Source organism: Mycobacterium fragae (genome assembly GCF_002102185.1).
GTDB lineage: Bacteria > Actinomycetota > Actinomycetes > Mycobacteriales > Mycobacteriaceae > Mycobacterium > Mycobacterium fragae.
Genome location: NZ_LQOW01000024.1, coordinates 226,994 through 242,555, shown reverse-complemented (window position 1 = coordinate 242,555; position 15,562 = coordinate 226,994). Strand labels below are relative to the sequence as shown.

Annotated in this window: 18 protein-coding genes; 12 read left to right on the top strand and 6 right to left on the bottom strand. The window is 68.1% G+C overall.

Features of this window, described 5'->3' with window-relative positions; genetic code table 11:
• Entirely contained in the window at positions 1 to 912 is a 912-nt protein-coding gene (locus AWC06_RS12180) for an oxygenase MpaB family protein (protein WP_085197649.1), read from the top strand.
• Here the strand turns inward: AWC06_RS12180 and AWC06_RS12175 are convergent.
• Positions 909 to 1,481 carry a TetR/AcrR family transcriptional regulator gene (locus AWC06_RS12175; protein WP_085198076.1) on the bottom strand — a complete coding sequence of 191 codons (573 nt, stop codon included), beginning with the start codon at positions 1,479 to 1,481 and terminating at the stop codon, positions 909 to 911. The genes AWC06_RS12180 and AWC06_RS12175 overlap by 4 nt on opposite strands.
• A 139-nt stretch (positions 1,482 to 1,620) precedes the next feature.
• Here AWC06_RS12175 and AWC06_RS12170 point away from each other — a divergent pair, with 139 nt between their 5' ends.
• The gene (locus tag AWC06_RS12170) at positions 1,621 to 2,745 is read left to right on the top strand and encodes an oxygenase MpaB family protein (RefSeq protein ID WP_085197647.1); all 1,125 of its coding nucleotides are present in this window, start codon (positions 1,621 to 1,623) and stop codon (positions 2,743 to 2,745) included.
• Here AWC06_RS12170 and AWC06_RS12165 read toward each other — a convergent pair.
• The 4 genes from AWC06_RS12165 to AWC06_RS12150 are packed head-to-tail and all read right to left on the bottom strand — an operon-like array spanning position 2,666 to position 6,379.
• Positions 2,666 to 3,247: a DUF6624 domain-containing protein gene (locus AWC06_RS12165; protein ID WP_085197645.1), complete on the bottom strand. Its 582-nt coding sequence runs from the start codon at positions 3,245 to 3,247 to the stop codon at positions 2,666 to 2,668. The genes AWC06_RS12170 and AWC06_RS12165 overlap by 80 nt on opposite strands.
• Positions 3,244 to 5,106, bottom strand: a complete 1,863-nt coding sequence (locus AWC06_RS12160; RefSeq protein WP_085197643.1) for a GMC family oxidoreductase — start codon at positions 5,104 to 5,106, stop codon at positions 3,244 to 3,246. The genes AWC06_RS12165 and AWC06_RS12160 overlap by 4 nt, the downstream gene beginning before the upstream one ends.
• Positions 5,103 to 5,432 (bottom strand): hypothetical protein, encoded by a 330-nt coding sequence (locus AWC06_RS12155; RefSeq protein ID WP_085197641.1) that lies wholly within the window; start codon positions 5,430 to 5,432, stop codon positions 5,103 to 5,105. Before AWC06_RS12155 ends, AWC06_RS12160 begins: the two co-directional genes overlap by 4 nt.
• Positions 5,429 to 6,379 carry a hypothetical protein gene (locus AWC06_RS12150; protein ID WP_085197639.1) on the bottom strand — a complete coding sequence of 317 codons (951 nt, stop codon included), beginning with the start codon at positions 6,377 to 6,379 and terminating at the stop codon, positions 5,429 to 5,431. The genes AWC06_RS12155 and AWC06_RS12150 overlap by 4 nt, the downstream gene beginning before the upstream one ends.
• Before the next feature lie 26 nt (positions 6,380 to 6,405).
• On the opposite strand from AWC06_RS12150, the gene AWC06_RS12145 reads away from it, so the two are divergent.
• Complete coding sequence (locus AWC06_RS12145) at positions 6,406 to 7,131, top strand: FadR/GntR family transcriptional regulator (protein ID WP_085197637.1); 726 nt, start codon at positions 6,406 to 6,408, stop codon at positions 7,129 to 7,131.
• Positions 7,132 to 7,135: 4 nt separating this feature from the next.
• On the opposite strand, the gene AWC06_RS12140 is transcribed toward AWC06_RS12145, so the two are convergent.
• Positions 7,136 to 7,930, bottom strand: coding sequence for a DUF3109 family protein (locus AWC06_RS12140; protein WP_085197635.1), 795 nt, complete (start codon positions 7,928 to 7,930; stop codon positions 7,136 to 7,138).
• 48 nt (positions 7,931 to 7,978) lie between these two features.
• Here AWC06_RS12140 and AWC06_RS12135 point away from each other — a divergent pair, with 48 nt between their 5' ends.
• From AWC06_RS12135 to AWC06_RS12095, 9 genes are all read left to right on the top strand, one after another.
• Entirely contained in the window at positions 7,979 to 9,001 is a 1,023-nt protein-coding gene (locus tag AWC06_RS12135; protein ID WP_085197633.1) for a Ppx/GppA family phosphatase, read from the top strand.
• Positions 8,998 to 9,999 carry a hypothetical protein gene (locus tag AWC06_RS12130; RefSeq protein ID WP_085197631.1) on the top strand — a complete coding sequence of 334 codons (1,002 nt, stop codon included), beginning with the start codon at positions 8,998 to 9,000 and terminating at the stop codon, positions 9,997 to 9,999. Before AWC06_RS12135 ends, AWC06_RS12130 begins: the two co-directional genes overlap by 4 nt.
• A gap of 19 nt (positions 10,000 to 10,018) precedes the next feature.
• Positions 10,019 to 10,855, top strand: coding sequence for a sugar phosphate isomerase/epimerase family protein (locus AWC06_RS12125; RefSeq protein ID WP_085197629.1), 837 nt, complete (start codon positions 10,019 to 10,021; stop codon positions 10,853 to 10,855).
• Between the two features lie 15 nt (positions 10,856 to 10,870).
• Positions 10,871 to 11,674 (top strand): thioesterase family protein, encoded by an 804-nt coding sequence (locus tag AWC06_RS12120; protein WP_085197627.1) that lies wholly within the window; start codon positions 10,871 to 10,873, stop codon positions 11,672 to 11,674.
• An 87-nt stretch (positions 11,675 to 11,761) separates the two neighbouring features.
• Positions 11,762 to 12,637 (top strand): pyrroline-5-carboxylate reductase, encoded by an 876-nt coding sequence (proC, locus tag AWC06_RS12115; RefSeq protein WP_085197625.1) that lies wholly within the window; start codon positions 11,762 to 11,764, stop codon positions 12,635 to 12,637.
• Positions 12,638 to 12,775: 138 nt separating this feature from the next.
• Positions 12,776 to 13,039: a helix-turn-helix domain-containing protein gene (locus AWC06_RS12110; protein ID WP_085197623.1), complete on the top strand. Its 264-nt coding sequence runs from the start codon at positions 12,776 to 12,778 to the stop codon at positions 13,037 to 13,039.
• A 156-nt stretch (positions 13,040 to 13,195) separates the two neighbouring features.
• Positions 13,196 to 13,297, top strand: a complete 102-nt coding sequence (locus AWC06_RS12105) for a 30S ribosomal protein bS22 (protein WP_003402602.1) — start codon at positions 13,196 to 13,198, stop codon at positions 13,295 to 13,297.
• A gap of 67 nt (positions 13,298 to 13,364) precedes the next feature.
• Entirely contained in the window at positions 13,365 to 14,468 is a 1,104-nt protein-coding gene (locus tag AWC06_RS12100; protein ID WP_085197621.1) for an SDR family oxidoreductase, read from the top strand.
• A gap of 22 nt (positions 14,469 to 14,490) precedes the next feature.
• The gene (locus AWC06_RS12095; RefSeq protein WP_085197619.1) at positions 14,491 to 15,558 is read left to right on the top strand and encodes a lysophospholipid acyltransferase family protein; all 1,068 of its coding nucleotides are present in this window, start codon (positions 14,491 to 14,493) and stop codon (positions 15,556 to 15,558) included.
• Positions 15,559 to 15,562 lie beyond the last annotated feature (4 nt).

The following is a 15,562-nucleotide window of genomic DNA, read 5'->3' as shown; positions in this document are numbered from 1 at the left end:
ATGGACGGCCAAGGGGACATTCGAGCCGACGGGCAATTGCACCTCGGGCCCCACTCGCTGCACTGGCGGTGGGCCGGCGACATGCGAATCGCATTCGAGGGCGGCACCGCGGGCCTGTTACAGACCATGCACCCCGCGATCGGGTATGCGCTGATCGAGCACTCCAACTTCTTCGACGATCCCGTCGACCGGGTATTCCGTTCGCTGCCAGGGATACTCGGGACCGTCTACGACGGCCCACAGGCGGACGCCACCGGCAGACAAGTCCGCGACTTCCACCGCGACATCAAGGGCGTCCAGCCGGATGGAACGCGCTATCACGCCCTCAACCCCGAGACGTACTGGTGGGCGCACGCCACTTTCCAACGGATGGTGGAGCGCGTCGCCGAGCATTGGGATGGTTACCCGCTGAGTGACGCCGACCGTGACCGGCTCTACCGCGAGGGCAGTGAATGGTATCGCCGTTACGGCATGACCGAATCCGTTCTGCCCGCTGACCGTGCCGAGTTCGACGCGCAATGGGTTCGTTACTGCGAGGAGGTCCTCGAGCCGAACCCGGCGTCGGATTACCTCATCGAATTCATCAACCGCAGAACGATTCCCGACATGAGCACGTCGCCGTTCTTTCCAGCGCCACCGGCGCTCAAGCCGATCGCGAACCGGTTGCTGCCCACCTGGCCGGTGCGGGCGCTACTGGCGCCGCCCATGCGACTGGTCATCTTCGGCGGGTTGCCCGCAGGCGTGCGGGAACGTTTCGCGATCTCGTGGACGACATACGACGAACGCGCCTACACCGCCGTGCGCGCCGCTATCCGCTCGGCGTGGCCGTATGTGCCCGCGTCGCTGAAATGGCACTACACCGCCCGCAAGGGGTGGCTTCGCGAGACGGGGAAGTTGCCGCGGCGGTTCTAGTACTGGCCCGACTCGCTGTGTAGGCGGAAGTACCCGATGATGAGTGCGGTGAGCTCACCGAGGAATTCGTCGCGTCCGATCGGCGGTCGGTCCAGTAGGTAGCGGGTGGTCAGATGCTCGACGGTCCGCACCAGCAGCCAGATCGTGGTCTGTGCATGACGGACCGGCAGCGAGCGCAGCCGGAGGTGGGCCGCCGCCAATTCGCCGACGCGGTCTTCGAACGCGGTGATTTTGTTCCCGAGTCCCAACCGCGGCGTCTGCTCGATCAGGGCCCGTAGCAGCCCCGGCTCCTCTTCCATCGCTTCCAGGAGAATGTCGAGGGTAGCGTAAATGCGCTGGGGCTCTTCGGGTTCGCCGATGTGCGCTGAGAGGTGGGCGGTGACGCGCTCGGCGATGTGGTCGGTGTAGCGATCGATCACGGCGGCAATGATCGTTTCTTTGTTCGGGAAGTACTGGTAGAGCGATCCTGGGCTGATACCGGCGGCTTCGGCGATGTGGTTGGTTGTCGCGTCGCCATAGCCCCGTTCGATCAACACCGTTTTCGCCGCGTCGAGGATCCGCTTGACCATCAAACGCGAGCGCTGTTGCTGGGGGACGCGCCCAGGAGCAACGGGGCCGCTGGTAGAGCGTGCCATCAGAACGCGAATTGAATGCGAGTATTTACTTGCGTCGTGATGAAATCATCCTCGTATACGAAAGGCCGGAATCATGGCGATTCTGCAAAATCCCGCGGCAGTGATTTTCGACAGGATCTTCGCGCAGGCGGTGCGGAGCCGATTTTTCCAAGGTCTCGATTTTGCGGAGCCCAAGGGCGATCAAGGATGGTTCGGCCCGGATAGCGCGGTTTGGTACGTGCACTCGCACATGCCGCTGGTGGCGCTGGGTCTGTTCTCCTCGGCGACGATGGAACAGCTTGACCCCTCGACGATTTCCGGCGGCTATCACCACTCGCGCGCGGTGAAACGCGACGGCGAGGGCAATCCGACCTTCGCCATCGACCCCGAAGGAGCTGCCGTTCGGTTCGGCCACTCGCTGGCGTTCTTTCTCGGTGTGGCCTACGGTCCCACCGACACCGCGGAGAAGTGCGTGCGCATCGTGCGGGCCATGCACGGAACGGTGCACGGGGTGAGCGCGTTGACCGGAATGCGTTACGACGCGCGCGATCCCGAGCTGCTGCGGTGGAACTACGCCAACGTCGTCTGGGGGTTGGCCACCGCGCACGAGCGTTACCATTTCGCGCCGCTTCGTGGCGCCGAACTGGACCGCTACTATCGCGAGTTCACCAGGGTGGGCTACGCCCTGGGTGGGACCGACCTACCGGCCAGCAAGGCTGAGGTGCTCGAGGTCCTCGACGCTTGGGTGCCGAAGCTCGCGATGTTGCCGGCGGTCTCGCGAGCGCTCTGGCCGAACAACCGTCACGCCATACCGGTCTGGCAGTGGCCGCCCCACGCACTGCTCAACTGGATCATCCGCGACATGCAACCGCGATGGGCGCGCAACCTGTACATGCATACCCGGCCCGACCCGCTGACCCTGTGGTCCACCCGGCAGGCGTTGAAGGTGATGCTCAACAGCGCACACCTGTTGCCCGGACCGTTACCCGAATTCCGCCAGGCGCAGGCACGGGTCACCGGGGTACCCCTGCAGCCAATTCGCTTCGATCCAGACAAGATTGCCGCGGAATCCAAGCTGAGTCGCGGCGCCATCGAGCGGCTGGCGGACGGCGAGCCTGCTCAACCCGTGCGACGAAGGTCTACCAGCCCACGCGGCGACGCCACTTTTCGTATTCCGCGCGATGCTCGGCGGGATCTCCCGGCGGCCGTTCGCCGTTAGTGACGGCTCGCTGACGCTGGTGCGCAATCGCTTCGGCCAACGGGCCGAGCCCGACGCTCGCGCGCCGAAGGTCAACGTCCTCAGGATCGCTGATGGGACTCGGCGACAGATGTCCATCGTCGTCCCACTCGAATTGAGTTCCGTAGAGCTGTACCCGACCTTCTAGACACCTGATCCGATCGGTGAGCATCGCGAGCTGCTTAGGGTCGGCTTCGCCGGCGGCGACCGCAGCTTGCAGCAATTCGCGGCAGCGCCGCTGGAAATCGGGCCGGCTGATGGCATGTTGCGCGATGCGAAACGCCGCGTCGGCGCCGTCGGCGCCAACCTGGGCAACGGCGGGCCAACCACCTTCGAGCAGTTGCGCCAGCCGATCGGCGTTGCGGTTGTGGACCTCCTCCATCTCCGGGTGATAGCCGTCGAACAACGAACCATCGGCGGCGAGGCGAGCGCTAACCGAATCGTCCTCGCCGATCATCGCCAAGAGCTCGTCTCGTAATGTCATGCGGCAGCGACGATCTCGTCAGCCACTGCCTGCGCCAGCCCCATGATCGACACTTGTGGGTTGACCTCCGGACAGCTGGGCAGGATCGACGCGTCGGCAACCCAAACGCCGTCAACGCCGCGCAGCCGGCCGCTACCGTCGACTGGACAGCGCTGCTCGTCAGCGCCGGCCGCCGCCGTGCCCGTCGGGTGAAAAGCGGCCAGGTGCAAGGCTTTCGGGTCGGTGCGACGTAGCACCTCCTGCAGTGCGGGCTGCGACGTCACCGTCGTCCCGGCCGGCAACCCGGTGAGCACCTCGACCGCGCCGGCGGCGAACAGCAACCGGCCCATCGCTTCCAGAGCCGTCATGATCTTGGCGGTGTCCGCCGGGGTGATGTCGTAACGCAGCAGCGTCTCGCCGCGCACCGAATGCACCTGGCCGACGCCCTGGTCGGCCACCATTGCACCGAACGTCGCCACCTGCGGGGCCCGGTCCAGCCAGCCGAGCAGCTCGTCGCCGTAGCCGGGAAACACCATCGACCCCATGCCCGGTGGCGTCGACGTCGCCTCGATCAGCACGCCGTGCGACGCGTGCAACTCGTCGACGGCCGCGCTCTGCAGCACGCCATGCCAGGCCGTGATGTCCTCCTCGAAGCGTCCGGCCAGGATGGCCGCCGGATGCAACGCGAGGTTGCGGCCGAGCCGCGGATGGTCGCCAAGACCGCTGCGCCGCAACAATCCCGGGGTCTCGGTGGCACCGGCCGCGACCACCACCGTATCGGCCAGCACGTCCACCGCTGTGCGGTCTGGCCGGCGGGCGCGCACCCCTCGGGCACGACCGCCGGCGTGCAGCACCCGCTCGACGCGAGCGTTCGAGATGATCCGCGCGCCGGCCGCGCAGGCCTGCGGCAGCGCGTTGAGGTGCACGCCGAACTTGGCGTTGCGCGGGCAGCCGATCGCGCATTGGCAACAGCCGTCGCATCCCGGTGCGTTGCGCGGGATCGGCGCCGACTGCCAGCCCAGCGCCGCGGCGCCCTCGAGCAGCAGCCGCCCGTTACGGCCCATGATGTCCAGCGGCACCGGCGCCACCTGCAGCGTGCGCTCGACGTCGTCGAGGTGTCCGCCCAAGCGGTCCGGATCGGCCAATTCCAAACCGAATTCGTCGCGCCAGCGCCGCTGCACGGCCTGCGGCGGCCGGTAGCAGGTGCCGGAGTTGACGACCGTGGTGCCCCCGACGGCTCGGCCGATCGGTAGCACCACCGCCGGGCGCCCCAGCGCGACGGTCGCGCCGGCGCCGCGGTACAGCCCGGCGTACCGGTCAATCGGATGCGTGCTGCGGAACTCGTCGACCGTCCAGCGCCGTCCCTCCTCCAGCACGACGGTGTCCAGGCCGGCGCGCGCCAGCGTCCGGGCCGTCATCGCGCCGCCGGCCCCGGAGCCGACGACCACCGCATCGGCCTGTACGACCGATGGGCTGTCCATAGCCGAGATCACGGTCAGCGCCGCGTCGGGGCGGGCCACGTCGTGCTCCCGAGCACGCGCAAAAAGCTCCGCCGCGTAGCTGTCGGCGCCATTGGCCAGCAGCACAATGGCCTTCAACCCCTCGACCGCCGCACCGACCTCCGGGCCGAGTCCACCGACCCGGCGCAGCACCGCCGCTCGCGCATCGGGCTCCAGCCTCGACATCGACCGGCCGGTGGTGAGATAGCTTGCGGCCGCGAGCGATAACAGCCCGGCGCGCAGCGCCAGCCGCGACATCGCCGGCAACCGGGCGACATAGCGGTCGACCCGCTCGACCAGCTGAGCCGCCGACGGGCCGCCGCGCTCCTCGGGGAGCAGCGCGGCGCCGAACGAGGCGGCGGCCCGCTGGGCAACGCTCATAGCAGGCGCCCGAGCCGCCGGCCGAGCTTGATGAAGAACGGATACGTCGCGAAAATGGCGCCCGCCGCGGCGTGCATCGGCCAGCGCAACTCATCGGTCTTCACGCCGAAAACGCCGCTGTTCCACATGAAGTCGCGCCCATTGTGGGCGCGAAACGGGCGCCACAGCAGACCCAGGCCCGGCACGTTGTTGTAGAGCCCGAACGATCCGCCGAAGAACACTCCGAGGGTGGCGGCCTCGGCGACATCACGCTGCTCGTCGGGCAGGGCGGTCTCGATGAGGACGCCGGAGGCAACCAGCATCGGCGGATCGAGCAGAAAACTCATGACGGAATCCCTTCTGTAACAGGCGGTGCCGCGGCACCGCGTAAACCGACCTCGGCGTGACCGCAGCCCAGCACCGACCACCGCCTGTCGCCGACCTCGACATGAATGTCGGCCTGCTCAGTGTTTGTGCACACCGCGGTGGCGCCGTCGGGATCGGTGTATCCCAGGCTCACACACCGTTTTTCGGGCTGGTCGACGCGGATCAACACATCCCGACGACCGATATGCCCCTCAAGCTGCCAGTGTCGCAAGCCCAGCGTGGTCCGCATCCGCAGCGATGGCAAACCGCCTGCGGGCCAATCCTTTCCGTCGAGGCGGAACCGGACGAACGCCATCGGCGCAAGCCTGCGCAGTCCGGGCGAGTGCGATACCGCGGTGACCACCTCAAGCACGTCGCCGCTGCCGAGGTCGGCGTGAATCCAGCCCCACCGTTTGGCATTGCCGCGCCCGTAGATGTGGGCCACCCCGCCCCGCCACCCGTCCAGACGGTGGACGCTCTCGCCGACCGATACCGAACCGCTGAAATCGGCCGTGGGAGCCAGCACCACCTGCGCGCCGGGCAGCAGCTCGCGCTCCCACGCCGCCCGCGGGAAGGTCCACAGCGGTGTACCGGTGTCCTTCCAACGCAAATCCCAGGACAGCGACCCGGCCTGACCGGCAAGCTCTTCCAGCGCGATGCGCGTGTCGGCGGTACGAAACCAAACCGGCCCGTCGGCGCGCTCGACTGGCTCTGGGCCGAAGCGTTCGGTGCGCGGCGGTCCGTCGGCCGGAAACCAGGTCACCCAGCCGTGCCCGTAGGCGGCCCCGGACGTCGCCGCCACCGTTTCGTAATGCACCCACAGCCCGGCCCGCGTCACCGGGTCGGACAGGGTCGCGTACCACACCTCGAGGCGCCCGGCCTGACCGCGCCAGCGCGGCGCGGCGGCCGTCCGCAGTTCCTCGTCCATGGCCGTCCACTATATTGGTTGAGCCAATGAACCAGTCAAGTCCGCTTTCGCCGCCAGACCGCCAACGGCTGGACGAGCAGATCGCCGCGTCGATCGCCGACGCGATCCTCGACGGCGCGTTCGCGCCCGGGTCGACGCTGCCGCCCGAGCGGGAACTCGCCGAGCAGCTAGGCGTCAACCGCACGTCGCTGCGGCAGGGTTTGGCCCGCTTGCAGCACATGGGCCTGATCGAGGCCCGGCACGGCAGCGGCAACGTGGTCCGCGACCCGGAAGGCCTCACCCATCCCGCCGTGGTCGAGGCCCTGGTCCACCGGCTGGGTCCCGACTTCCTCGTCGAGCTGCTCGAGCTGCGGGCGGCGTTCGGCTCGTTCATCGGCCGGCTGGCCGCTGAGCGTGCCGCGCCCGACGACGCCGGGGCGCTACAGGCGGCCCTGGACGCAGTGCGCGCGGCGGAAACGCCCGAGGCACGCCAGGAGGCCGACCTTGCCTTCTTCCGGGTGCTGGTCCATGCCACCCGCAACCGCGCGCTGGGCTTGCTGTACCGCTGGGTCGAGCACGCGTTCGGCGGTCGCGAGCACGAACTGACCGCCGCCTATCAGGACGCCGACGCGGTGGTAAGCGAGCTGGCGGCGATCGCAGCGGCCGTCTCAGCGCACGACGCACCGACGGCCGCCGCAACGGTCGAGGCATACCTGCGGGCCAGCGCGATGCGCATGGTCGACTCCTACAAGGAAGCCCACCCGCAGGACTGACCGCCTACTCGGCCGCTCGCGTGGCCGGGTGGACCGCGATGAGCCCTAAGGCGCTGCGCCGCTTGCACATTGCCGCCAGCTCGGCGTAGGCCTTCTCGCCGAGCAGCTCGGTCAGTTCGGCGGAAAGGCTCACCCACACCGGCTCGGCGCCGACGTGCGCGGCCGGATCACCGCTGCAATACCAGTGCAGGTCGGCACCGCCGGGCCCCCAGCCGCGACGATCGTATTCGGTCAGCGTGGTCTTGAGGATTTCCGTGCCGTCCGGGCGGGTCACCCATTCCTGGCTGCGCCGGATCGGCAACTGCCAGCAGACGTCGGGCTTCATCGTCAACGGGTGCACACCCAGCCGAAGCGCGGCGGTGTGCAGCGCGCAGCCCGGCCCGGCCTTGAACCCGGGCCTGTTCAAGAAAATGCAGGCGCTCTTGTGTTTGCGGGTGCGCCAGGCCTTCTCGCCGTCGTGCTCGTCGCGTTCCAGATAGCCCTTGGCGCCCAAGCCCTTCTCGCGAAACTGCCAGTCGTCGTCGGTCAGCTTGGACACCGCGTCGTCCAACCGGGCGCGGTCCTCGTCGTCGCACAGAAACGCTCCGTGCGAACAACACCCGTCGTGCGGACGTCCGGCCACGGTGCCCTGGCAGGCCGGTGTGCCGAACACGCACGTCCAGCGTGACAGCAGCCACGTCAGGTCGGCCGCGATCAGATGTTCGGGATTGTCCGGGTCATAGAACTCGACCCACTCACGAGCAAAATCCAATTCAACTTCGCCGGGGTGGTCGGGCTGAGAACTTGCCACAGTTGTCACGGTAGTCCAATCATTGGTTCACGCGGCTCACCCGTTAGGTTGTGTTTCGTGCGGCTAGGCGTGCTCGACGTGGGCAGTAACACGGTCCATCTGTTGGTGGTGGACGCGCATCGCGGCGGGCACCCGACGCCGATGAGTTCGACGAAGTCGACGCTGCGGCTGTCGGAGGCCACCGACAGCTCGGGCAAGATCACCCGCCGCGGCGCCGACAAGCTGATTTCGACCATCGAAGAGTTCCGCAAGATCGCGGTCAGCTCGGGCTGCGCCGAACTGATGGCGTTCGCGACCTCCGCGGTGCGCGACGCGGAGAACTCCGAGGACGTGTTGGCCCGGGTGCGCAAGGAAACCGGCGTCGAGCTGCAGGTGCTGCGCGGGGTCGACGAGTCGCGGCTGACATTCCTGGCGGTACGGCGCTGGTACGGGTGGAGCGCAGGCCGGATCATCAACCTCGACATCGGCGGCGGCTCGCTGGAGCTGTCCAACGGGGTGGACGAGGAACCCGAAGTCGCGTTGTCGCTGCCCCTGGGCGCCGGGCGGCTCACCCGCGAATGGCTGCAAGACGATCCGCCCGGCCGGCGCCGGGTGGCTATGCTGCGTGATTGGTTGGACGCCGAACTCGCCGACGCCAGCGTCGCGCTGCTGGAAGCCGGCAGCCCCGACCTTGCGGTGGCGACGTCGAAGACGTTCCGTTCGCTGGCGCGCCTCACCGGTGCGGCGCCCTCGGCTGCGGGACCGCGGGTGAAGAGGACACTGACCGCCAGTGGCCTCAGACAACTCATATCTTTTATCTCTAGGATGACGACTGCTGATCGCGCAGAACTGGAAGGAGTGAGCGCCGAGCGGGCGCCGCAGATCGTGGCGGGAGCTCTGGTGGCGGAGGCAACTATGCGAGCGCTCTCGATTGAAACGGTGGACATTTGCCCGTGGGCGCTGCGCGAGGGTCTGATTCTGCGCAAACTCGACAGCGAAGCCGACGGAACGGCCCTTGTGGAGACGTCCGTACGGGATGCTGGTAGCAGCCAGCGAGTTGATCGGATTGCGGTTGACCGATCGAGAGGCGGCACACCATGACTGGACCACAGGACAGCACGAATACCCGGCCCATTTCGGTGGCCGAGTTGTTGGCCAAGAACGGCACCATCGGTGCGCCCCCGCCGGTCACCGGGCGCCGTCGCCGTCGCCGCGGCAACGACGACGCCGTGACTGTCGCCGAGCTGACCGGTGAGATCCCCGTCATCGAGGACGACGCCGAACACGACGAGACCGAGCAGCGCGGCCCGGGCACACGGCCCCGTCTCGCCAACGGGGCGGCCCGGATCGACGAAGCCGAAGTCGATGAGCCGCAGGGCAAGACGCCGTACTGGGCCGAGCCGGGTCCGCGGTGGCCGCAGTCCCCGCCGCCTCGCGTGCGCGATACCCGCCCCGAGCGCAGTCCTTTCCCACTACCGACGCGCAACTCCGTGCGGCCCGACGCCCGTGACCCGGCCGACCGGCCGGCGCCGCGATCCGGTGCCGAGGGCATGAACCCGGACCCGCTGGAGGACTACGCCGGCATGCCGGTCGACGTGATGGACACCGACGTGCGGGACGCCGAGCCGGTCGCTGAGGATTCCGCCTACGTGCGCTCCTACCTGGGTGCGCCGGAGGGTCGGGCGCCGCGGGCCGAGCCCGATGACGTCGCGGACCTGGCCGATATCGAGGACGAGGACTACCGGGACGACGAGGACTACGCGGCCGACGATGACGCCGAGGATTTCCACGATGACGTCGATGACGTCGAGCACTTCGAGGAGTGGCCGAGTCGCACCGAAATCATGCTGCGCGGCGGTGCCGTTGTCCTGCAGTCGTTTCTGGCGGTCGCGTTCGGCGCCTTGCTGTTCATCGCGTTCGACCAGCTGTGGCGATGGAACAACATCGTGGCGTTGGTGCTCTCGGTGCTCGTCATCCTCGGACTGGTGGTCGGGGTGCGGGTGGTCCGCAGGACCGAGGACATCGGCAGCACGCTGACCGCGGTCGCGGTGGGGGCACTGGTCACGCTGGGGCCGTTGGCGTTGTCGCAATCGGGCTAGCCGCCGGCCAGAAATCCGCGTGCGCCCAGCAATCAAGGTCGGTCTGTCGACGGCCTCGGTCTACCCGATGAGGACCGAGGCCGCTTTCGAGTTCGCGGCCCGGCTGGGCTACGACGGCGTCGAGCTGATGGTGTGGGGCGAGTCGGTCAGCCAGGACATCAACGCCGTCAAGAAGCTCTCGCAGCGTTACCGGGTGCCGGTGCTGTCGGTGCATGCGCCGTGCCTGCTGATCTCGCAGCGGGTGTGGGGCGCGAACCCGATTCCCAAGCTGGAGCGCAGCGTGCGCGCCGCCGAACAGTTGGGCGCGCAGACCGTCGTCGTGCATCCGCCGTTTCGCTGGCAGCGCCGCTACGCCGAGGGGTTCACCGAGCAGGTCGCCGAGCTGGAAGCAGCCAGCGAGGTGCTGGTGGCCGTGGAGAACATGTTCCCGTTTCGGGCCGACCGCTTCTTCCGACAGGCCAGCGAGCGGATGCGCAGGCGCGGCGGCGGCCCAGGCCCGGCGATCTCGGCGTTCGCGCCGTCCTATGACCCGCTGGACGGCAAGCACGCGCACTACACGCTGGACTTGTCGCACACCGCGACCGCGGGCACCGACGCGCTGGAGATGGCGCGGCGGATGGGCTCGGGCCTGGTGCACCTGCACTTGTGCGACGGCAGCGGGCTGCCCGCCGACGAGCATCTGGCGCCGGGGCGCGGTACCCAGCCGGTAGTGGAGGTGTGCGAGATGCTGGCCGGCAGCGACTTTGCCGGCCACGTCGTGCTGGAGGTGTCGACGTCGGGAGCGCGTTCGGCGTACGAGCGCGAGTCCATGCTGGTCGAGTCGTTGCAGTTCGCCCGCGCGCATCTATTGCGCTGAGCGCCAAGGAAATCCATGAACGCGTTATTCACCGATGCGATGCGGCTGCGCGAGGTCGGCCCCGGCGTCTTTGACGGCGAGCTGGACAAGCACTGGACCATCGGGCCCAAGGTGCACGGTGGGGCGATGCTGGCGTTGTGCGCCAACGCCGCCCGCACGGCCCTCGGGCAACCGGGCGTGCAGCCGGTGGCGGTGTCGGGCAACTACCTGTGGGCGCCCGATCCCGGGCCGATGCGGCTGGTGACGTCGATCCGCAAGCGCGGGCGGCGGATCGGCGTCGTCGACGTCGAGCTCAACCAGGGCGAGCGCACCGCCGTGCACGCCGTGATCACCCTCGGCGAGCCCGAGCACAAAGTGGCGCCACTGCTGTCGGCCAATCCGGTGGTGGACCTGATGGCGCCCGAGCCGCCCGCCGACGTCGCGCCGATCGGCCCCGGCCATCGGCTGGCGGGGCTGGTGCACCTGGCCGACGGCTGCGATGTGCGGCCACTGGTCTCGACGCTGGAGCCCACCGACGGCCGGCCGCCGGTGATCCAGATGTGGGTCCGGCCCCGCGGCACCGCGCCCGACGTGCTGTTCGCGCTGATGTGCGGCGATGTGTCGGCGCCGGTGAGCTTCGCCGTCGACCGCACCGGCTGGGCGCCGACCGTGCAGCTCACTGCCTACCTGCGCGGGCTTCCGGCCGACGGTTGGCTGAGGGTGGTCTGCACCTGCATGCAGATCGGGCAGGACTGGTTCGACGAGGACCACACCGTGGTCGACTGCGAGGGCCGCATCGTCGTACAGAGCCGTCAGCTGGCGATGGTGCCCGCTACCTAACCGGGCCGTCTGCGGGCGACCCGCTACGCCCGGCTGCGCCCGCGCTTGCGATCGCCCGTGGGCCGTCCATCTGCCATGCTTTGACGCATGGCCAGAATCGCGATCGTCGGCGGCGGCAGCATCGGCGAAGCTCTGTTGTCGGGCCTGCTGCGGTCCGGGCGCCGGGTCAAGGACCTGGTGGTGGCCGAACGGCTGCCCGACCGCGCCCGCTACCTCGCCGAGACGTATTCGGTGCTGGTGACCTCGCTGAGAGACGCCGTCGAGAATGCGACGTTCGTCATCGTCGCGGTGAAGCCCTCCGACGTCGAGTCGGTCATCGGGGAGATCGCCCAAACGGCCGCCGAGGCCGGTGACGACAGCCCGGAGCAGGTGTTCATCACCGTCGCGGCCGGGGTCACCACCGGCTACCTGGAATCCAAGCTGCCGGCCGGAACGCCGGTCGTGCGGGTGATGCCGAACGCGCCGGCCCTGGTCGGCGCCGGAGTCAGCGCGCTGGCCAAGGGCCGCTTCGTCACGCCCGAGCAGCTCAAGGAGGTGGGCGCGCTGTTCGACAGCGTCGGTGGCGTGCTGAGCGTGCCCGAGGCGCAGCTGGACGCGGTGACGGCGGTGTCCGGCTCCGGCCCGGCGTATTTCTTCCTGATGGTCGAGGCGTTGGTGGACGCCGCCGTGGGCGTCGGGTTGAGCCGCCCGGTGGCCACCGATCTGGTTGCGCAGACCATGGCCGGGTCGGCGGCGATGTTGCTGGAACGGATGGAGCAGGACCGTGCACCGGCCGGCGAGGCAGCCCCCGACCTGTCGGTGGACACCACCGCGGCGCGGTTGCGCGCGACGGTCACATCGCCCGGGGGGACGACCGCCGCCGCGCTGCGTGAGCTGGAACGACGGGGTTTTCGGGCGGCGGTCGACGAGGCGGTCCGAGCGGCAAAAACCCGGTCTGAACAGCTGAGAATTACATCAGAGTAATATACAAATTTTCCCTTATTTGCCCCCACCCGTCGCAGTAACCCCACTAGTCCCGCTATTCTCCAAGTGGTATGCACCTGTGGGTGCCAGCGGAGGGGAAGCCGCTGGGACTGCAGGAGCCTGACTGATTGGGTTGCGATGACGTCTATGAACGGGCCATCGGCACGGGATTCAGCTGGCGGTAAATCGGCACGGGACACGGGCGCCGCTGACGGCCAGCAGCCCAGGACGCAATTCCTCACCGTGGCGGAAGTGGCGGCGCTGATGCGGGTCAGCAAGATGACGGTCTACCGGTTGGTTCACAACGGTGAGCTGCCCGCAGTCCGAGTCGGGCGATCCTTCCGGGTGCACGCCAAGGCCGTGCACGACATGCTGGAGAGCTCTTACTTCGACGCGGGTTAGCGAGCGGCACCTCGACGTGACGCCCGGGCGCGACGGTCACCCCAACGTGACGTTCGCCGACTCGTCGCGGGCGCATACCGGCCGTTGGGTAGAGTGTGCGGGTTATTGCACATACCGGCCACGGCGGAGTCGGTTCGCCACACAGATAGCGGAGTTATGGGTTCAGTAATCAAGAAGCGGCGCAAACGGATGTCGAAGAAGAAGCACCGCAAGCTACTTCGCCGTACCCGGGTGCAGCGCAGGAAGCTCGGAAAGTAAACTCCGCCGACGCCGGACGTAGTTAGCTGGAAATGCTGCAGTAGCTTAAGGCCGTTAGGCTATCGGGGTGGATTCGTCGGGCGGTCAATCGGGTGGCACGGGCAGTGACGCCGTGCATTACCCCAAAGTCGTGCTGGTCACCGGCGCGTGTCGGTTCCTGGGCGGTTACCTGACGGCCCGGCTGGCGCAGAACCCGATGATCAACCGGGTTATTGCGGTGGACGCGATCGCGCCGAGCAAGGACATGCTGCGGCGGATGGGCCGTGCCGAATTCGTCCGCGCCGATATCCGCAACCCGTTTATCGCCAAGGTGATTCGAAACGGCGACGTCGACACCGTCGTGCATGCGGCGGCGGCGTCGTACGCGCCGCGCTCCGGTGGCGGTGCCGCGTTGAAGGAAATCAACGTGATGGGCGCGATGCAGCTGTTCGCAGCCTGCCAGAAGGCGCCGTCGGTGCGCCGGGTGGTGCTCAAGTCCACCTCTGAGGTCTACGGCTCCAGTCCGCACGATCCGGTGATGTTCACCGAGGACAGCACCAGCCGTCGTCCCTTTCGCGACGGCTTCCCCAAAGACAGCCTCGACATCGAGGGCTATGCCCGCGGGTTGGGCCGGCGCCGACCCGACGTCGTCGTGACCATTCTGCGGTTAGCCAACATGATCGGTCCGGCGATGGAGACCACGTTGTCGCGGTATCTGGCTGGGCCTTTGGTGCCGAAGGTGGTGGGTCGCGACGCCCGGCTGCAGTTGCTGCACGAGCAGGATGCGCTGGGCGCGCTGGAGCGCGCCGTGATTGCCGGCAAGGCGGGCACTTTCAACATCGGCGCCAGCGGCATCATCATGCTGTCGCAAGCGATCCGCCGCGCGGGCCGAATCCCGCTGCCGGTTCCCGGCTTCGGGCTGTGGGCGCTCGATTCGCTACGGCGCGCCAATCGCCATACCGAAATCAACCGTGACCAACTCGACTATCTGAGCTACGGGCGGGTGATGGACACCACCCGGATGCGTGAAGAACTCGGCTACCGACCGAAATGGACGACGGCCGATGCGTTCGATGACTACGTGCGTGGTCGGGGTTTGACTCCCATTATCGATCCAGAGTGGGTACGCTCCTTGGAAGGTCGAGCCGTAGCAGCAGCGCAGCGCTTTGGTGGCCGTTCGGGGATCAACTAAAGGGTGGGGGGAGGTTAATACGTTGGCGGGCGATTCGAAGGCGAAAGTCATTCCGCTGCACGCGAATACGGGTCGTGCAGCGGCGCAGCGGCGCGCCAGTCAGCGCGCAGATGCGTCTCGCCGGCACCCCTCGCTGCTCTCCGAACCCGGTACCCGGGCGTCGGCCGAGCAGATCGCCGCCGTCGTCCGCGAAATCGACCGGCACCGCCGAGTCGCCGGCGGCAAGCCGGCCGCCGAGGAACCCACCAACGAGCTCGCGCAGCGGGTGAGCGCCGTCGCCGATTTCGTGCGCCACCGGCTGGCCGGCGACTACAGCGTCGACGAGTTCGGATTCGACCCGCACTTCAACGACGCAATCGTGCGGCCGGTGCTCAGGTGGTTCTTCAAATCGTGGTTCCGGGTCGAGGTCAGCGGGGTCGAGAATTTGCCCGACAAGGGCGCCGCCCTGGTGGTGGCTAACCACGCCGGGGTGCTGCCGTTCGACGGGCTGATGGCCTCGGTGGCCGTGCACGACGAGCATCGGGCTCATCGTGACCTGCGCCTGCTGGCCGCCGACATGGTGTTCGACCTGCCGGTGATCGGGGAGGCCGCCCGCAAGGCCGGTCACACCATGGCCTGCACGGCCGACGCGCATCGGCTGTTGGCGGCCGGCGAGCTCACCGCGGTGTTCCCCGAGGGCTACAAGGGTCTGGGCAAGCGCTTCAAGGACCGCTACAAGCTGCAGCGATTCGGCCGAGGCGGCTTCGTGGCGGCGGCGCTGCGCACTAAGGCCCCGATCGTGCCGTGCTCGATCATCGGCTCCGAGGAGATCTACCCGATGCTGGCCGACGTCAAGTTGCTGGCCCGGCTGTTCGGTCTGCCCTACTTCCCGATCACCCCGCTGTTCCCGCTGGCCGGTCCGGTGGGGCTGGTGCCGCTGCCGTCGAAGTGGCGCATCGCGTTCGGCGAGCCGATTCCGACCGCGCACTACGACGTCACCGACGCCGAGGACCCGATGGTCACCTTCGAGCTGACCGACCAGGTGCGCGAGACGATCCAGCAGACGCTGTATCAGCTGCTGGCCGGCCGCCGCAACATGTTCTTCGGCTGAGCTT

Bases quoted from the DNA above. Each gene is read 5' to 3' on its own strand.
- AWC06_RS12180 (WP_085197649.1), top strand. From the start codon at position 1: ATGGACGGCCAAGGGGACATTCGAGCCGACGGGCAATTGCACCTCGGG.
- AWC06_RS12175 (WP_085198076.1), bottom strand. From the start codon at position 1,481: ATGGTCAAGCGGATCCTCGACGCGGCGAAAACGGTGTTGATCGAACGG.
- AWC06_RS12170 (WP_085197647.1), top strand. From the start codon at position 1,621: ATGGCGATTCTGCAAAATCCCGCGGCAGTGATTTTCGACAGGATCTTC.
- AWC06_RS12165 (WP_085197645.1), bottom strand. From the start codon at position 3,247: ATGACATTACGAGACGAGCTCTTGGCGATGATCGGCGAGGACGATTCG.
- AWC06_RS12160 (WP_085197643.1), bottom strand. From the start codon at position 5,106: ATGAGCGTTGCCCAGCGGGCCGCCGCCTCGTTCGGCGCCGCGCTGCTC.
- AWC06_RS12155 (WP_085197641.1), bottom strand. From the start codon at position 5,432: ATGAGTTTTCTGCTCGATCCGCCGATGCTGGTTGCCTCCGGCGTCCTC.
- AWC06_RS12150 (WP_085197639.1), bottom strand. From the start codon at position 6,379: ATGGACGAGGAACTGCGGACGGCCGCCGCGCCGCGCTGGCGCGGTCAG.
- AWC06_RS12145 (WP_085197637.1), top strand. From the start codon at position 6,406: ATGAACCAGTCAAGTCCGCTTTCGCCGCCAGACCGCCAACGGCTGGAC.
- AWC06_RS12130 (WP_085197631.1), top strand. From the start codon at position 8,998: ATGACTGGACCACAGGACAGCACGAATACCCGGCCCATTTCGGTGGCC.
- AWC06_RS12120 (WP_085197627.1), top strand. From the start codon at position 10,871: ATGAACGCGTTATTCACCGATGCGATGCGGCTGCGCGAGGTCGGCCCC.
- proC (WP_085197625.1), top strand. From the start codon at position 11,762: ATGGCCAGAATCGCGATCGTCGGCGGCGGCAGCATCGGCGAAGCTCTG.
- AWC06_RS12110 (WP_085197623.1), top strand. From the start codon at position 12,776: ATGACGTCTATGAACGGGCCATCGGCACGGGATTCAGCTGGCGGTAAA.
- AWC06_RS12105 (WP_003402602.1), top strand. From the start codon at position 13,196: ATGGGTTCAGTAATCAAGAAGCGGCGCAAACGGATGTCGAAGAAGAAG.